Here is a 17,674-nt window from a genome sequence, read left to right as displayed (position 1 = left end):
GCGTCTACAGACTCTTTGCGATGATTCCCTTCATCACTTCGTTGGCGCCGGCGTAGATCTTCTGCACGCGGGAGTCTTCGTACATGCGCGCGATCGGGTATTCGCGCATGTAGCCGTAGCCGCCGTAGAGCTGAACACAACGATCTACGACGGCACACTGCTGCTCGGTGAGCCAGTACTTGACCATCGCGGCGTCGGCGCCGTCGAGCTCACCGTTGAGGTGATCCTCGATGCAATTGTCGAGGAATACGCGGCAGGTGCGGGCGATGGTCTGACATTCAGCAAGTTCGAATGCTGTGTTCTGGAACTCGAAGAGGCTGTGTCCGAACGCTTGACGCGCCTTGGTGTACGCGACGGTCTCTTCGACGGCCCGCTCGATAGTGCCGATGGCCTGAGCGCCGATGATGAGACGCTCCTGCACCAACTGCGCCATCAGCTGACCGAAGCCGAGGCCTTCGGACTCGCCCAGGAGATTCGAGACGGGAACGCGGACGTCCGTGAACGAGAGCTCGGACGTGTCGGCTCCGTGCTGGCCGACCTTGTCGAGCACGCGGCCCACGGCAAAGCCTTCGCAGTCGCGCAGATCCACGATCAAGAGCGAGACACCCTTGGCGCCGGCCTTGGGGTCCGTCTTGACGGCGAGCACGATCATGTCGGCGCTGCCACCGTTGGTGATGAACGTCTTCGACCCGTTCACTACGTAGTGGTCACCGTCGCGGATCGCCGACGTCGTGATGGCCTTGAGGTCGGAACCTGTTCCCGGCTCGGTCATTCCGATGGCGCCGAGGATTTCGCCCGTCGCCATGCCCGGCAGCCACGCCTGCTTCTGCTCTTCGTTGCCGTACTCGAGCACGTAGTGCGCGACGATGCCGCTGTGGACGGAGTTACCAAGCGCGTAGTCGCCGCAGTACCCCTGCGCCTCGAAGACAGCGAGGTCGTGCGCGAAGGTTCCGCCGCCCCCGCCGTATTCCTCGGGAATGGAGCAGCACAGCAGGCCGAGCTTGCCGGCTTCGAGCCACACGGAACGGTCGACGCGATGCTGAGCGTCCCACTGCTCACGCTTGGCGATCAGCTCACGATCGAAAAATCCGCGGGCCAGTTCTGCGACTGCGGTGATCTCGTCGTCGTACCACGACGGCTTGCGCTTGGTTCCCATGATCAGACTCGCTTGAGCAGAGCTGCGAGGGCCTGGCCGCCGCCGATGCACATGGTGACGATGCCGAATTCGAGGTCGCGGCGGACCATGTCGCGAGCTGCGCGCAGAGTCAGGATCGCTCCGGTTGCGCCGACGGGGTGGCCGAGCGCGATGGCGCCGCCGTACGGGTTGGTCTTCTCCGGGTCGAGGCCGGCGTCGCGGATGACGGCGATGGCCTGCGAAGCAAATGCCTCGTTCACCTCGGCGGTGCCGATGTCGGACGGCTTCAAACCTGTTTGTGCAAAGAGCTTTTCGAGGGCGAGCACGGGAGCGTAGCCCATCAGGCCGGGCTCCATGGCTGCCGTCGTGACGGCTTCGAGGGTGACCAGACCGGTCAGGCCGCGCTTGGCTGCCTCGGTGCCCGTCGCGAGAACGAGGGCTGCGGCGCCGTCGTTGATGCCCGACGCGTTACCGGCGGTGACGGAGCCACCCTCTTCGAATGCGGGGCGCAGCTTCGCGAGGGTTTCCATCGTGGTGCCGGGCTTGGGGTGCTCGTCCTCGGTGATGGTGACGGAGCGACGGCCACCGGTTTCGACCGCGGTGATCTCCTCGGCGAAAGCGGCCTTTGCAGCGTCGGTAGCTGCGCGTCGCTGCGATTCGACGGCAAACTCGTCCTGCTGCTCGCGGCTGACGCCGTACTTACGGGCGACAGCTTCGGCGGTGCGGCCCATGTGGGCGTTGCTGAAGGGGTCGGTGAGCATCGCGACGGTGCCGTCGACGAGGCCGTGATCGCCCAACTTGAAGCCGGCGCGGGCGGAGAAATCGTAGAACGGCATGCGGGACATGCTCTCGTCGCCGCCGGCGAGCGTGATGGCGGCGGCGCCCCAGCGCATCTGCATTGCTGCCGACCAGATTGCCTGCAGACCGCTGCCACACAGGCGGTTGACGGTGTAGGCGGGAACGTTCTCGGGCAGTCCGGCTGCGATGCCGACGCGGCGCGCGTTGTAGGCGTCTGGACCGACCTGGCCGATGCAGCCCATGACAACCTCGTCGATGTCCTCGGGTGCAACGCCGGCGCGGGTCAGCGCGGCCTTGGCAGCCGTGGCGCCGAGCTCGTGGGCGGGGACGTCCTTGAAGACGCCACCGAAGCTACCGACCGGGGTGCGAGCCCCGTCGACGATGACGATCGGTTCGGGTGTGGTCATGATTGTCCCCATCTGCTGTGCGCACGGCGCTCGAAATTCTCGGTCCGTGGCCGATACTAGGACATCTAAGTATCGCGCAGATGGGGACGTAGGCGTCAGGCCTTTGTAGTGACTGCCGCTGTTGTCGTTTCCACCGTTGGGGTTACCTCTGCCGGGGCGGCCCCGGTCTTGTTGTCGTCCGTCTTGTCGTCGTTGCGGTAGCGGTAGAGCCCGATGCCCACGAGGATCGCCGCAAGACCCAGGGACACGAACATCTGGCTACGGGTCGAGTCGAGGACGACCATGCCGATGCAGAGCGCGATGATCGCGGCAATGGTGGCGTAGGTGAGGTACGGGAAGAGCCACATCTTCAGTTCCAGTTCCTGGCCCGACGCTTCGAGCTTGCGACGAGTTCGCAACTGGGACACGGAGATAACGAGCCACACGAAGAGCGCGATCGCACCGGAGGAGTTCACGAGGAACAGGAACACCTTGTCCGGGGACAGGTAGTTCATGCCAACCGTCAGGAATCCGACGATGGTCGAGACCAGCACGGCGCGCATCGGGACGCCGGTCTTCTCGATGCGGGAGAGCGACTTCGGGGCGTCGCCGCGTCCGGCGAGGGAGAAGATCATGCGGCTTGCGGTGTACAGACCGGAGTTCAGGCAGGACAGGACGGAGGTGAGAACAACGACGTCCATGATGTTGCCCGCGGCCGGGATGCCGTACGAGTCCATGACTGCGACGTACGGGCTGAGCGCGACAGACGCGCTGTCCCACGGCAGCAGGGTGACGACAACGGCGATCGAGCCGATGTAGAAGATGAGGATTCGCCACACGACGGATTTGACGGCTGCACGAACAGCTTCCAGCGGGTTGGCCGATTCACCGGCGGCAATGGTGGCGATTTCGGCTCCGAAGAACGAGAACACCACCACAAGGACTGCGGCGAGCATGGCTCCCGTGCCGTTGGGCAGGAATCCGCCGTGGCCGGTCAGGTTGGTCATGCCTGGCGCTTCGACGCCTGGCATCCATCCACAGATCGCGACGACACCCATGCCGAGGAACGCGATGATGGCAACAACTTTGATGGACGCGAACCAGAACTCGAACTCACCGAACGACTTGACCGAGATGATGTTGGTCAAGGTCAGCACGATCATCAGAATCAGTGCCCAGGTCCATTGCGGAACACCCGGTACCCATCGGTTCATGATGAGAGCGCCTGCGGTGGCTTCGATTCCGAGGACGATGATCCAGAACCACGCGTACAGCCAGCCGATGGAGAAGCCGGCCCAGCGGCCGATGGCCTTGTCTGCGTACGAGGAGAACGACCCGGTTTCCGGGGACGCTGCCGACATCTCACCGAGCATGCGCATCACGAGGATGACGACGACGCCGGCAAGTGCGTAGGAAATCAGGACGCCGGGGCCCGTTTCCTGGATCGCCACGCCGGAGCCGACAAACAGTCCGGCCCCGATGACGCCTGCGATCGCGATCATCGACAGGTGCCGCTTCTTCAGCGTGTGCTGAAGCGCGGGTTGGTCCGTACTGGACATCGAAACTCCTTGTGGGATTCTCCGGTGGGATTTTGGTGGCGCTTTTTGGCTAGCGCCAGTGTCGGACCTCGAACCCCCTCGCGACAGGCTCCACTTTGTACAAACGTGACCGCAGGCACTACATAGTGGCGCGAACAAGGTGCCAGACTGGACCCATGCCCATCACCCTGCGCCAGCTCTGCGCGACCGAACAGTTCGGCCTGCGAGTACTGGCCGGGCAAGATCAGCTCGACCGCACCCTGACCTGGGCACATGTCTCCGAACTGCCCGACCCGACGCCCTTCCTCGACGGCGGCGAATTACTCCTCATCACCGGGGTGTCACTACCCATGACGGCGGCGGGAACAACCCGATTCGTGCGGACCCTGGTGGGCGTCGGAATTGCCGGAATCGGTTTCGGAACCGGCCTCGGATACGAGGAAGTACCGCAGGCTCTCGTGGATGCGGCCACACGTTTCAACGTGCCTCTTCTCGACGTCCCGCTGCGAACGCCGTTCATCGCACTGACAAAAGCGGTGTCCCGGGCGCAGTCCGAGGACGATATGAAAGCCCTGCGCAACAACTATCAGAGCGTGCGACGGCTCCTCCAAGCCGCTGTGACGGTCAACGGGACCCGAGCAGTTGTGCGCCGGGTCGCGGAGTTGATCGGCGGATGGGCGGCACTGCTGGACTCGGCGGGCCACACCGTCGAGATATCGCACACCGCCGCAGCCGCGGGAATCGAGCGCACCGCCCCCGAGCGTGAGGCCCGCCCGATGGAGGTCAGCTTTGTCACGAGCGAGAACGAGGACGTCATCTCCCATCCCCTGACAACGTCGCGGGGAAAGCTGATGGGATACCTCGTCGCCGGCTGCCCCGGCGCCGTCGGGTCACTGAATCAGGGCATCGTGATCACCGCCGCTTCCCTTCTCACGTTGATGACGGCCCGCACCCGAGATGCGCAACTGACGATGAATCACTTACGCACGGTGGCGATGCATCAGCTCTTCGAGGGCCAGAATACGCTCGCGCGCAACATCTCCGGAGAGCTATGGGGCGGATTTCCGATTGAACCCTTTCAGGTCTTCCACGTCGCGGGCCCCGTCGGCCTACTCGAGAGCGTGTCCGTCTCATTGCTCGACGGCCTGAGTCGCGATCTGGCATTCGGCATCACCGACGGCGCGCTCATCGCCGTCGTCTCGGCCACGGACAGCGAACGAATCCTCGGTCGTATCAAAGGCATCGACGTAACCGTCGGAGTGTCGGACATGCTGTGGTGGGACGATCTCTCGCGGGCCAGAAGGCAGGCCGCGCAGGCAGCAGCCGAGGCCAGTGCCCGTAACCTGCCGTCGATGCGTTTTGCGGAACTCTCCGAAAGTGGATTGTCGGCATTTCTCGACCCTGATCGGTCGACGGCTTTTGCGGCGGCCCATCTTCGACCACTCCTCGAAGCAAAGGGTGGCAGCGACCTCTACCGGACCTTGGCCATGTGGCTGGCTCACAACGGAGTGGGAGACGCTGCGGCCACTGCACTGAACATTCACCGACATACGTTGCGCAGCAGGCTCGCTCGCATCGAGAGCCTGCTCCAACTCGATCTCAGCTCCCCTACCGAACGGGCCGAACTGTGGCTCGAATATCGACTGCTCGGCGACGCGCCCACCATCTGATCTCCGGGCCGTAAACGACCTGTCGGGCCTGCACCGGATTGCGGCGAGGCCCGACAGAATCGTTTTTGTGCGAGGTAAATATCGACCGATCTTCCCCTAGCTCATATCCGTCGGTATCCACTCGCGGAGCACGTTGGCATCAACTACCTGCGCACCCAAAATCTCGGTCCAGATGATGGTTCCATTTTCGAAGACGCGGAAGGTGCCTGCCTCGGAGGGCAATTGCATCTCCGGGCCGACCGGAGCGCCGAGGGTGCCGGTGGCGCCACCGAACTCTCGATACTTTGCCTCGATCTGCGTCTCGACAACCGTACCGGACGAATCAGTAATTTGCGAATTTAGTTCTGGCGCTACAGTTTCCGATACCGGACTCTCTACCACACCAGCGCCGTCACCGATAGTGAACCAGTCGGATTTCAGCCCCAATTTCATCCTCGCCTGCATTCCGGTGACACCGACGGTTGCCTTTGTTCCGACAACTTCGAGAGCCGTGACGCGGCCGCCGTCGACGCCGAGGCCGTTTCGGGAGAGAACTTTCAGCGACGTCAATTCGCCGACCCCGAAGGCCTCCGCGATCTCGCCGGCGGAAAACATCTGCGTCCAGTCATGATTGGGCGAGATGGTGTCACCTTCGTCTGCCACAGCCGGGAATGCTCCACCTGAGCTGTAACCGCCTGTAGACGAGGAGAATTCGGTTGCCACGATGTCACCGTCGCGTGAGAGAACTGCGCCGGTGGTACTGCGCACGGCCTCGGTGGTTCGTGGATCTTCCTTGCCCGCGCCGCCGTAGACCTGGCAGTCCTGCGTGTCGCACGTGTCGGCGTAAGAGCTGCGATGCTCGACTGCGGCATACGACCGCGCGGCGACGGCTTGAGCCCGCAGTGCTTCTGCCCCACCGGAATCGGCCCAATCGGCCTTCGCCTCTACCGGCACCACTCCGAGTAGGTAGTCCTCCATGTCGAGCAGGTTGACCGTCCGCGCCGCGCCGTTGTCGAGCACAACACCAAGTGCGCCGCGATACGGGGCGTTGTCGTCGCACATCGTCAAGAACTGGTCGGCGGGCCGGTCCGGGGACAGATCTACCGGATCCACCCACGGATGGTTTGTGACCGCTTCCCAGACGACACCGCCGCCGCAGCCGCTGGTGACGACAACGCTGGCGCCACCTCCGGGAAGTGCGGTCAGGTGGGCGGCTTCACCGGGCGCGGTGCGCTGCCCGTTCACGACCATGCCGGCGGCGGAGTACACGTCGAGTGTTTCGTCGTCGCGGGCCGTCAGCCGAACGCTCATCTGAGCGGGCGGCATGGAGTCGAGAACAGTGCCCCCGTAGTAGTGGCTGAGAATTCGCTCGCCGGACCAACCCTGGTTTTTGGCGTAGCCGTAAGCGCCCCATTGCCCCATTCCGCGGCCGTGGCCGTTGCCATGGCCGGAGAGAGTGAATTGGGTGTCGGCGGACACGACGGGCATAACCGACGGCTCGTCCTGGTAAAGAGTTCCGATACCTCCGACGGCAATTCCGAGCGCCAGAGCGGGAATCAATCCCAGCACGGAGATACGCATCACGGAACGGCGTCGACCGGGTCCACTCACCAGGAAACGGCGTCTAACAGGCTTTTTACCTGCGGTTCCGCTTCGCTCGCTCTTCGCCATCAACGCTCTCCTCATCGCCACCGGACTCACGGGGTTGCGAAGTCGGTTCTCCGCACGTGGTCCAGTCCACAACGATTTGGCTAAAGTCTCACCCTAAGGTTGAGCGTTATGGACTCTTGTGACTAGTGTGGCAAGAGTGCCTGGACTTAGCAACACCAGTCACACGAGTCACATCCGCATCACGAGTTGCAGACATATGCGACCGAAAGATGGAGTTGATCCGCGCAACATGGCCTCCGACCTGCTCGGATCCGGTTCCGGCCGATTCTGTTCGAGGCCGTTACCGGCCCTGAAATTCGCTCGTAAGTAACTACAACCGAGGAGTCATCCCTTGCCACACCGTCGACCGAAGCCCTCATTCGTACTTGGGGCCGTAGCCGCACTGGCTGTCGCAAGTCCTTTTGCGGTATACGGCCTCACCAACGACACGCCTGACGTCCGCTCGGCAAACGAGACGTCGTCCGTGGCGGTGCCCACCCAGATCTCGCAGGTTCTGCTCGCGTCGGTTCCCGACATCGTCATTCCGCTCAAGGAACTGACGGGGCTCGATCTGCCCGACATCAACCTCGGCGATCTCAAGGCACTGATCCCCACCGACATCGCGCTGCCTCCCGGAATCACGATTCCGACGGAGCTTCTGCCGGCACCGGCTGATCCGGCTGCGCCGACGGAAACGCCTGTTCAGGATGAGGAATTCCCCGGCGCTGTGGTTAAGCAACTCACTCGCGACGCCCCGTTCAGCATGGTCGCGTTGACCTCGGACACCGTCGACTCGGCGCAGTCCAAGATCCGCGCGCTGTCCGAGGACGGCATCTGGGGCCCGTGGTTCTCCCCCGATGCCATCGACGCCGAACAGGCGACGAATACTCTCTCCGCCACCGAGCCCCTCTACGTCGGGCTCACCAAGGCCATCCAGATTCTGACGCCGCGGGACACACCGGCAGTTGATGCAGCACCCGCGCCCGCCTCATCGGCACCGGCAGAGGTTGCGCCCACCACTGAGGCCGCCCCCGCTCCCGAAGGCGAACTCGGTTACACCCCGGCATCGGTGTCGAAGCCGCTTCGCCAGGTCGAGACCACCGCTGACGAGGTCACGGCCGTCCTTATCGATCCGGGCACCAGCCCGTCGGACGACAATCTGCAGGCAGTAGCCGCACCGTTCTCCACCGGCGGTCCCGCAGTGATCACTCGCTCGCAGTGGGGTGCGGACGAAGGCCTGCGTTGCGACGGCCCGACGTACGACGACGGCCTCGGCGGTGCCACCGTGCACCACACCGCGGGTGTCAACAACTACACGAAGGCCGAGTCGGCTGGGATCGTCCGTTCGATCTACGCCTACCACGCACAGACCCTGGGCTGGTGCGACGTCGGATACAACGTGCTCGTCGACAAGTACGGTCAGATCTTCGAAGGCCGCGCAGGCGGTCTGGACAAGCCCGTCCAGGGTGCACATGCCGGTGGTTTCAACGAGAACACCGTCGGTATCGCGATGATGGGTGACTACTCCACCGTTCAGCCGTCGTCGGCGATGCTGAATTCGGTTGGTCAGTTCCTCGGATGGCGGCTCAAGTTGGCCGGTCTCAATCCGATGGGCCGCACCACGATGTACTCCGAAGGCACGCCGTACACGCCGTACCCGCAGGGTGCTGCAGTCGATTTGCCGATCATCTTCGCTCACCGTGACGTCGGAAGCACCGCCTGCCCGGGCGATGCCGCGTACGCCCGCATGGGTGAAATCCGCCAGATCGCAGCCAATGCGGCTAGCGGAGTAACGGCGCCGGCCAACCCCGTCACGCCTCCCGTGCAGAAGCCCAACACTCCGGCTGACACCGTTGCCGGCGGCACCGGGTCTTCCGTGACGGACCTGGTCAACCAGGTTCTGAAGTTGACGGACGATTCACCGCTCGCGCAGAAGTGGATCGCCGAAGGTGGCGACCTCGGCCGTCTCGGTGAGGCGATCACCGGGGAACTGCAGGCCAAGTTCGGCAATCTGGGAGCGTTGTTCCAGAACGGCGCTATCTACACCTCCCCCAACGGGGGCGTGTACACCGTGGTCGGTGAGATCTTCAAGGCATGGCAGAGCTACGGATCGGATCTGGGGTCGCTCGGACTCCCCATCTCGGACGAGTACTCGATTCCGGACGGATTCCGTAGCGACTTCGAGAACGGCGCCCTGATCTTCAATCAGATCACCGGTGTAGTCACACAGATTCTCAATGCCGTGGGATAACTCCTGTGGGAAGTCCTCGAGCGCTGGTGGGTTTTACGACCACCAGCGCTCGAGGACTTTTGCGACCCCGTGCTGTGAATTGGTCTCGGTAACCTCGTCTGCTGCGGCTTTTGCCTCGGGGTGAGCGTTGCCCATCGCCACTCCCAGATCTGCCATCGCGAGCATCGGAATGTCGTTGGGCATGTCGCCGAATGCCACCAGTCCGGACAGGTCGAACCCGAACTGATTCGCCGCAGCCACCAGGCCCGACGCCTTCGTGATGCCGGGAGCCGAGAGTTCGATCAGCCCGTTCTCCGTGGAGTACGTCATGTCTGCCAGCGACCCGACATGCGGGGCCAGGGCGTCGTACATTGCGGTGCTCGTCATTCCGGGCCGACGGATCAGCAGTTTCACGGCGGGCACCGCCAGAACATCGTCCTCGGACATCTCCGTGTTGTCGGGGTTGAGCCACGCGTGTTCGTAATCCGGGGAGCTGACAAATTGTGGGGTAGCCGCGTCGTGGGCGCTCTCCCCCACTCGTTCCGCTGCCAGGCCGGCGCCGGGAAGCACGCTGAGCGCCAGTCCGGAGAGTTCGATCAGAGCCTCCACCGACAAGGTTGCGGCGCTGAGCACGCGGTCTGCGTAACTGTCGTAGACAACAGCGCCGTTGGCGCAGACGGCCAAAGGTGCGTATCCCAAGCTTTCGACGACCGGAGAAATCCAGCGCGGCGGGCGCCCCGTTGCCAGCAGGAAAGGTGTTCCTGATTCCACGACGGCATGAATCACCTCGCGGGTGCGAGCACTGACCAACTCGTCCTCGTTGATCAAGGTGCCGTCGACATCTGTCGCGACAAGTGTTGGACGGGCTGGGTTGGTCGGGCGCTCTGGGCTCACCCCGCCATTGTGCCTGTGAGGTACGACGGTCTCGCTCCGAGGATGCGCCCGCCAGGATCGATGCATCGGTAGCGATCACCAACCAGGCGGGGGAGGATGCCAAACGGGCGGAATCCAGCAGCACGCAAAGCAGTCGGGCACAAGATCGCTCGCGCATCATTGACTGCAGCGAAATCCACTGCCGCGAGTGTGGGCAAGCTATCGAAAGCGGCGGCACGTCGTGGGATTCAATCGTCGAGAATCGCAGATAGCCCATATCCGTTCATACGCAGGACCCATCGCAGCGGCGTGACGATCAATAAAGGAAACGACAAAGAGTCGGGCCGTCGGTTGCTTGTTTCGGTTTCGGCCTGCCCCCAAGTCCCCGGTTGGGTGTCAACGACCGATTGTGTGTTGCCTGAGCTCGAGCGGAGCGGGAACAGAAATCTCGGGCATCCACATGAGGGAAATCGCTGTGCCCGGTTGGGGGGAAACCCAAGCCGACGGGTCGGCCATTCCTGGGAGCGTTAGGTGGCTAAGGTGACGAACCCGGTGACCTAACGCTTCCAGGAGTTCAAGCTCCGGACAGTCAGAAAAGTCGACGTGATGTGTTTGTCATTGCCCGCGCCTGGCGACCCGGAGCGGGAACGTTTCGATCGGTTCATAGTCCGTGGTCCTGGCGAACGGGACTGCCATTTCTGGACAGGCTCAATCTCGGATGACGGCTACGGCAGAAAACGGGCGAAATTGCATTCGATGACTCATAAAGCCGATGACTTATCGTCGACAGCTTCGGGCACTGCCTAAAGTTGGCTAAATCCTGTTTCCTGGTCAATCGGGTCAGGGAGATTCGTCTGTGTGAAGTCCATTTGTTGCACCGCGTCGATCAGGTCTTCAACTCCGCTGGTATCGACTTCCACCCCAGTAGGTTCGGGGAGCTGACGGGGCACAATCGCCGCATCATCGGGATGGTGCAAGATGTGTCGACGCGCATTTCGTACGGACGCGTCGTTGAACATACGCGCGAAGCTCGCTGACGGCGGCTGCTGAATATCAAATTCACCTGCCGCAACCCTGTCGAAAGAAATATTGGCATCAATGACGGGGTCCGTGCTGGCCATGAGCAGACCGACGTGTCTCGACAGCGGAAGCGTGATTCCCCAAGCCGTCATCAGACCAACTCCCTCGTAAGATTCCCGATGCGGATCCGGTATCAGGCTCACAGGTGTGTCACAGGTAAAGATGGATTTGCGCGCAAATCGAATCAATGTCCAAGGACGTCCCTGAAAGTACTTGACACTCTTGGGAAGATAATCTGCTAGCTGACTCATGTGAGCCAATGCGGGCACCTTGCTCGGAACAGCGTCTGGCTTGACCGCGTATTGCCATATCCGTTCGACCTCGTCGTCCCTGAGATCTACGAATCCGAATCGATCGTTCGCGAACTGGCGGATGTTTTCACGCCCGGCTGTAGCGATTTCCAGTCGGGTCATCGCAGTGTTCAGCTGCCCGAGGTGGTTGCGTTGGCTAGGACCCCGCAGGTGCTGCAACGCGGCGAATACCGCGATGGCCCTGCGACCATCGGGTTCCAGCGGCCACACGTTCTTGTCCAGCACCTTGGCGAAAACCTTGGCTGTCGTGTCCTCAATTTTTCCGAACTCCCGCTCGAAAAAGTCCTCCGGTGCATCCAGCCCCTCCACGTTGTAGAAGTTCCTCGCGACAGTTGTGCTCTTCGTCGATCGGGTAACACGGATAGCACCCGGCAGTTCAACGACACCAATCTGCTTTTGAGTGTCGGCGAATCTGTTCAAGTAGAACCGCGGCACTGTGTGGTGATTCCGGATGATGTTGGACATCGGGAGATCGTAAGAGATTGGTCCGACACAGCACCGAAGCCCTGACCTCGCAGGCTCACTGGTGGCAGCTTCATCTCGCCCGAAAGGGTTGCCCAACGATGCAGCAATGCAGCATCGCTTTGGGACGTGTCTATCGATTCCGGCCACCCTCAATGTACTAACTTGCACTAACTTCTACGCCACACAGCTCGTTCACCTTCGGGCAGCATCAGCGGGTAAGCCAGTTGGCCGTTGGTAGCCTCTCCAATGTAGGTGAGCCATCGGCTAATAAACTCGTCGGCCTGTTCGTCGCTGACGCGGATGAGCTTCCTGGCTACCTGAACGGTGTGAATCACCGGACTAAACGCCATTTGAGCATCTCCATCAAGGGGAATGAGTGCGTAAGGTTCAAGACGCGGCCTCTGTCCTCTAATTCGATGAAAAGCGGTCTCGTACCAGTCGTATGATTCCTTTTCTTCTGCATCACAGAACCACAGGCTGTGCTGGCGCCCATTTCAATTCATATTGTCTTTTACCTGCTCGATAGTCATTGAAAATGATGCAACTACATCGAACGGCATTGACGGTATTTCATCAATCGACTGTATGGGGGATATTATGAGTATAGCGGGACAGTGCCTCCAGGACGATTGCGAGTTGCTCAGTCTCGTCGAGGGCGCCGTCCGAGGGGTACGCAGCGTTGTCTTTGTGGCCTTGAAAGCGGGATCTGGCAGGAACCGGAGCCTCGCATATGCAGGAAAACCGAGAGGACCCTTCGTGGCCAGTTGAGACCACCGCATATCCTGCCCGACCAACCAATCGGCAGCGACTACATCAGTACACGCGCTCAGGCTCATCCGCTCATTATCTCTGCGCAACCCTTCATCCGTTCAGATAGGAGCACCACGACACACGCCCAGCCGAGCGGTTTCTGATTGCTCACGAGCCTGGCAACCGATTCGCGCTCAGATCATTTCTGCGGAGTTGGGTGTGCGTTTTGACCATCGTGATACCGGACGATCTCAAGCACGCTCTTGTGTGCGATCACCTGGGACAATTACAGCGCTGTCCGTCCATTTCGCTGTCCGTTGAAAAAATCCGGTATTGCATAGTTTCTCGTGGACGATCGGTGTGCAGCACATCGTGAACGGCGAAAATCCGAATGGAATGAAGACCGGCTTTACGCGCGCGTGAGTACAGCCGCCCAGGATTGGTCGATCCACGTTGCATTTCTAGCCAAGGATAAGGGGGCGGCGATCACGCCAGTCCAAGGCTCAACAATGAGATCAACACGGTCCGGTGACTACGACGTCTCTGCGCGGCCAAACTCGACTGCCCTTCTCGTCCTGTGCAGATGTCAAAAGAAGCAGTCAAAAAGTTGGCGAGCCAAATGCGGCACAGTGTCGATTAACGGAATAGTCTTACGACCCAACCGATTCGATGGGCAATATGTTCTTCGGCAACTCGGGCTGATGGCCGAATTAGAGTCGGACCTTATCCGGAGTGACCGCGCCGGGTGAAATCGAAGTGCGGACGTAACGGATCCGTGGGTGTTCGCTCAGTGCGTCCGCTTCGCCCGCTCCGCCACATCCATCGCAGCAGCTTCCTCTGAGGTAGGCGCCCCTCCCCCGAGCCGACGCGGGACCCAGTACGCACCCGACTCATGCGCAAACCCATCCTGAACGTGACGCAAGATGGCGTCCATCTCGATTCTCAGGATTTCGGTGAGCGCGTCCGCCGGTTCTACCGGATCAATTGGCGCACCAACCTCTACGGAGATGGGAAAGTGATTGCGGCCCAGGTTCTTCGGGCCACCTTTTGTTACCAACCGCTGCGCGCCCCAGACGATCACGGGAATGATCGGCACATTCGCTTCGATTGCCATCCGCGCTGCACCGGACTTGAATTCCTTGATCTCGAAGCTCCGGCTGATTGTCGCCTCCGGATACACGCCCACCAATTCGCCACGACGCAACGCGTCGACGCCGACCTGGAAGGCTTCGGCGCCCGCCGAGCGATCCACTTCGATGACGCCACAGCCGCGCATGAGGAACGCGAGAACCTTGTTGTTCGCTAATTCGGTTTTGGCCATCACCCGAAGCTTCCGCTTCGACTCGCGCACGGCAAGGGCCGCATGGATGAAGTCCAGGTAGCTCGTGTGGTTGATCGCAATAACGGCTCCGCCGGTACGCGGAACATTCTCGGTACCGGTTCGGGTGACCGCCAGACCCTGCAGACGGCAGAGAACACGCGCGGTGGTCTCGACTGCCGTGTACACGGGTTCGGCGGTCACGGGCTCAGCCTTCCGACTTGCGGGCCTCGCGTGCTTTTGCCTTGGCCTCAGCTTCTTCGGCATCCATCTTGTCTGCCTGTTCGAGGGTGGGCGCACTTCCACCCAATCGTGCGGGTACCCAGTACTCACCTGCGGGGTGCTGGTAACCCTTCTGAGCTTCGAGCAGCAGTTCCTGCATCGTCGTGCGCAGTTTGGCCGTCAGCTCACTGGCCGGTTCGAAAGGCTGGATGGGCTCGCCGACGGCAATGGAGATCGGAGTATTGGTGCGGCCCAACCGCTTCGGGTAGCCCTTGGTCCACACTCGCTGTGCACCCCAGATCGCGACGGGGACGATGGGAACACCGGCCTCGATGGCCATGCGGGCAGCACCGGACTTGAATTCCTTGATCTCGAAGCTCCGACTGATCGTGGCTTCCGGATATACGCCGACCAGTTCACCGCGCTTGAGGAAATCGACGGCCGCCTTGTAGGAATCAGCGCCGGCACCACGATCGACGGGGATGTGCTTGAGGGCTCGCATGATGGGCCCGGAAATCTTGTTGTCGAAAACTTCCTTCTTGGCCATGAACCGGATGTACCGCTTCGGGGTGCGCGCCGGAAGACCCGCGTAGGTGAAGTCCATATATCCGGTGTGGTTGATCGCGATCACCGCACCACCGGTTGCGGGGATATTCCGATCGCCCTGAACCGAGAACTTCAGGCCTTCGAACGCGAAGACGGTACGGGCGATGCCGATGACTGTTCTGTATACGGGGTCCACAGGTTCCCAGCCTAGCGGTGAACCCGTGATCTGACCCACCGCGTGGGCGCGTGTTTCCGGTGGTGACGTCGGGTTATCCGCGATGCCCAGGGGTTGCCTGATCGAACCCGCTGCGCGGAGGGCCTACCCTGGTACCGTCGCTCAGCACATTTTCAGGAGGCATACCAGTGCAGGTCACCAGCGTCGGTCACGCCGGATTCCACATTCAGACGGCCGCAGGCTCGATCCTGTGCGATCCGTGGGTCAACCCCGCGTATTTTGCGTCGTGGTTCCCGTTCCCGGATAACTCGGAGTTGGATTGGGACGCCATCGGTAATTGCGATTACCTGTACGTCTCGCACCTTCACAAGGATCATTTCGATCCCGAGAACCTGAGCAAGCATGTCAACAAGGACGCCACGGTCCTGCTGCCGGACTACCCGGTCCCGGACCTCAAGCGTGAGCTCGAGAAGCTCGGTTTCCACAAGTTCTTCGAAACCGAGGATTCCGTCAAGCACACCGTCTCGGGCCCCAAGGGTGACCTCGAGATCATGATCATTGCCCTGCGCGCCCCGGCCGACGGCCCGATCGGCGACTCCGGCATCGTGATTTCCGACGGCGAGACCACCTGCTTCAACATGAACGACGCGCGTCCCGTCGACATGGATGTTCTCGGCGAGCAGTTCGGCAAGATCGACATCCATCTTCTGCAGTACTCGGGCGCCATCTGGTACCCGATGGTGTACGACATCCCGAAGGGCACCAAGCGCAACTTCGGCAAGCAGAAGCGTCAGCGCGGCATGGATCGCTGCCGTAGCTACATCGAGCAGGTCGACGCTACCTGGGTCGTCCCGTCGGCCGGCCCGCCGGTTTTCCTCGACGACGCTCTGCGCGACCTCAACGACGATCACGAGGACGAAGGAAACATCTTCCCCGATCAGATCGTGTTCCTCGAGCAGATGCGCATCCACGGCAATAACGGTGGCCTGCTGATGATCCCCGGCTCCGTCGTGGATATTCACGGCAGTGAAGCTGTTCTGTCCCATCCGATTCCGGATGCCGAGGTCGACAAGATCTTCTCGAACAAAGCCGAGTACATCGAGAACATGGCCCAGAAGATGGCTCCCGTCCTCGCTGCCGAAAAGGCATCGTGGGCACCGGCCGAGGGTGAACCGCTCCTCGAGGCGATCAAGGCGAAGTTCGAGCCCATCATGGCCCAGTCGGACGTCATCTGCGACGGCATCGGCTACCCCGTCGGACTTGTCATGGGCGACGAGACCTTAGTCCTCGACTTCCCGAAGCGCCTCGTCCGCGAGCCCATCGACGGTGAAGGCAAGTACCGCTACGGATTCCGCATCGCACCCGAGCTGGTTCGCACCGTCCTGCGCGACGACGAACCTGACTGGGTCAACACCATCTTCCTCTCCACCCGCTTCCAGGCGTGGCGAGTGGGCGGGTACAACGAGTTCCTTTACACGTTCTTCAAGTGCCTCACCGACGAGCGCATCACCTACGCCGACGGCTGGTTCTCCGAAGCCCACGACGACACCGCGTCAATTGAGCTGGGCGGTTACGAGATTCAGCGTCGTTGCCCGCACCTGAAGGCCGACCTCACCAAATTCGGTGTGGTGGAAGGCAACAAGCTCACATGCAACCTGCACGGCTGGCAGTGGGATCTCGAAACCGGCGCCTGCAAGACGTCCAAGGGACACGAGTTGCGCACCCGCAAGCTCTAGTCTCGACATAGCCAAACGTGGGGCTGCAGGTCGTCAGACCTGCAGCCCCACTTCATGTTACGGGTGAAGGATGTTCACTTCGGCTCTAGGAGCCGAAGATGTTACCCAGCGAACCCGATCCACCGGTTTCCGTCTCCGCTTCGGTGACGTTGATCGTCGACCCGGCAGATTCCGACGCCTTCATCCCGAGACCACCGCTGAACACCGCAGTGATCGAATGCCTACCCGCACTAGCGAAGGTGTGATCAAGTACAGCAACACCGTTGACCACGTCCACCGCTGCGCCCAACGGCACATTGCCTTCGAAGAACTGCACTGTGCCGACGCTGTCCAGCGGAGACACATTGGCCTTCAACTGAACACTCTTACCCACAACACCTGATGCCGGAACATTCAGCGTTGTCGTCGTATCCACATCAGTCGACGCTTCAACAGTCACATTGACAGTCTCCGCGTTCGACGTCGAGCCGGCCAACGTACCGGAACCGCTGTACACCGCAGTCACCGTAACCGTGCCGACGGCGTTGAACGTGTGTGCCAACGTCGCAGACCCGTTGACTACAGGAACCGAACCAACCCCGACACCGTCAACCTTGAAGGTGACCGTGCCGCCTGACGGAGCCGGATCACCTGAAGGCTGACCGGCAATCGCAGCGGAAAGATCCAGTTCCACACCGACCTTCGCTTCGCCGGCAACACTGAGCACCGTTGTCGAAGTCGTGTCGACCACCACTGAATCAGACACCGTCACCGTCGACGGACCCGCACTCGACGCCACAAAACCCACACCCGAGAAATCAGCCGTCACCGAC

12 protein-coding genes are annotated in these 17,674 nt (G+C 61.5%); 3 read left to right on the top strand and 9 right to left on the bottom strand.

The window, feature by feature from the left end:
* Nucleotides 1-4 precede the first annotated feature (4 nt).
* The 3 genes from R4P64_RS04440 to R4P64_RS04430 form a co-directional block, all read right to left on the bottom strand.
* Nucleotides 5-1,156 carry an acyl-CoA dehydrogenase family protein gene (locus tag R4P64_RS04440; protein WP_033235166.1) on the bottom strand — a complete coding sequence of 384 codons (1,152 nt, stop codon included), beginning with the start codon at nt 1,154-1,156 and terminating at the stop codon, nt 5-7.
* A gap of 2 nt (nt 1,157-1,158) precedes the next feature.
* Nucleotides 1,159-2,340, bottom strand: a complete 1,182-nt coding sequence (locus tag R4P64_RS04435) for a thiolase family protein (RefSeq protein ID WP_033235240.1) — start codon at nt 2,338-2,340, stop codon at nt 1,159-1,161.
* 95 nt (nt 2,341-2,435) lie between these two features.
* Complete coding sequence (locus R4P64_RS04430; protein WP_092805585.1) at nt 2,436-3,878, bottom strand: amino acid permease; 1,443 nt, start codon at nt 3,876-3,878, stop codon at nt 2,436-2,438.
* Nucleotides 3,879-4,033: 155 nt separating this feature from the next.
* On the opposite strand from R4P64_RS04430, the gene R4P64_RS04425 reads away from it, so the two are divergent.
* Nucleotides 4,034-5,527 carry a PucR family transcriptional regulator gene (locus R4P64_RS04425; RefSeq protein ID WP_219110606.1) on the top strand — a complete coding sequence of 498 codons (1,494 nt, stop codon included), beginning with the start codon at nt 4,034-4,036 and terminating at the stop codon, nt 5,525-5,527.
* A 96-nt stretch (nt 5,528-5,623) separates the two neighbouring features.
* Here the strand turns inward: R4P64_RS04425 and R4P64_RS04420 are convergent, their stop codons facing one another.
* Entirely contained in the window at nt 5,624-7,177 is a 1,554-nt protein-coding gene (locus tag R4P64_RS04420; RefSeq protein ID WP_317819466.1) for a SpoIID/LytB domain-containing protein, read from the bottom strand.
* A gap of 331 nt (nt 7,178-7,508) precedes the next feature.
* Here R4P64_RS04420 and R4P64_RS04415 point away from each other — a divergent pair, with 331 nt between their 5' ends.
* Nucleotides 7,509-9,407 (top strand): N-acetylmuramoyl-L-alanine amidase, encoded by a 1,899-nt coding sequence (locus R4P64_RS04415; protein WP_317819465.1) that lies wholly within the window; start codon nt 7,509-7,511, stop codon nt 9,405-9,407.
* 33 nt (nt 9,408-9,440) lie between these two features.
* Here R4P64_RS04415 and R4P64_RS04410 read toward each other — a convergent pair whose 3' ends face one another.
* From R4P64_RS04410 to R4P64_RS04395, 4 genes are all read right to left on the bottom strand, one after another.
* On the bottom strand, nt 9,441-10,280 hold the full coding sequence (locus tag R4P64_RS04410) for a Cof-type HAD-IIB family hydrolase (protein ID WP_045066324.1): 840 nt from the start codon (nt 10,278-10,280) through the stop codon (nt 9,441-9,443).
* A gap of 782 nt (nt 10,281-11,062) precedes the next feature.
* On the bottom strand, nt 11,063-12,115 hold the full coding sequence (locus tag R4P64_RS04405; protein WP_317819462.1) for a DUF4238 domain-containing protein: 1,053 nt from the start codon (nt 12,113-12,115) through the stop codon (nt 11,063-11,065).
* Between the two features lie 1,537 nt (nt 12,116-13,652).
* Nucleotides 13,653-14,387 carry a lysophospholipid acyltransferase family protein gene (locus R4P64_RS04400; RefSeq protein ID WP_317819461.1) on the bottom strand — a complete coding sequence of 245 codons (735 nt, stop codon included), beginning with the start codon at nt 14,385-14,387 and terminating at the stop codon, nt 13,653-13,655.
* Nucleotides 14,388-14,391: 4 nt separating this feature from the next.
* A complete protein-coding gene (locus R4P64_RS04395; RefSeq protein WP_095888090.1) occupies nt 14,392-15,147 on the bottom strand; it encodes a lysophospholipid acyltransferase family protein in 756 nt (251 codons plus the stop codon).
* 167 nt (nt 15,148-15,314) lie between these two features.
* Between R4P64_RS04395 and R4P64_RS04390 the strand changes: the two genes are divergently transcribed.
* Nucleotides 15,315-16,862, top strand: coding sequence for an MBL fold metallo-hydrolase (locus R4P64_RS04390; RefSeq protein ID WP_317819459.1), 1,548 nt, complete (start codon nt 15,315-15,317; stop codon nt 16,860-16,862).
* A gap of 85 nt (nt 16,863-16,947) precedes the next feature.
* Here the strand turns inward: R4P64_RS04390 and R4P64_RS04385 are convergent.
* The coding region (locus R4P64_RS04385; RefSeq protein ID WP_317819457.1) for an Ig-like domain-containing protein at nt 16,948-17,674 on the bottom strand (727 nt) is incomplete at its 5' end.

Origin of the sequence: Rhodococcus sp. IEGM 1366, from assembly GCF_033142425.1 — a bacterium.
GTDB lineage: Bacteria > Actinomycetota > Actinomycetes > Mycobacteriales > Mycobacteriaceae > Rhodococcus_F > Rhodococcus_F globerula.
The sequence above is the reverse complement of the archived record's forward strand: the minus strand, read 5'-3'. Positions and strand labels throughout refer to the sequence as shown.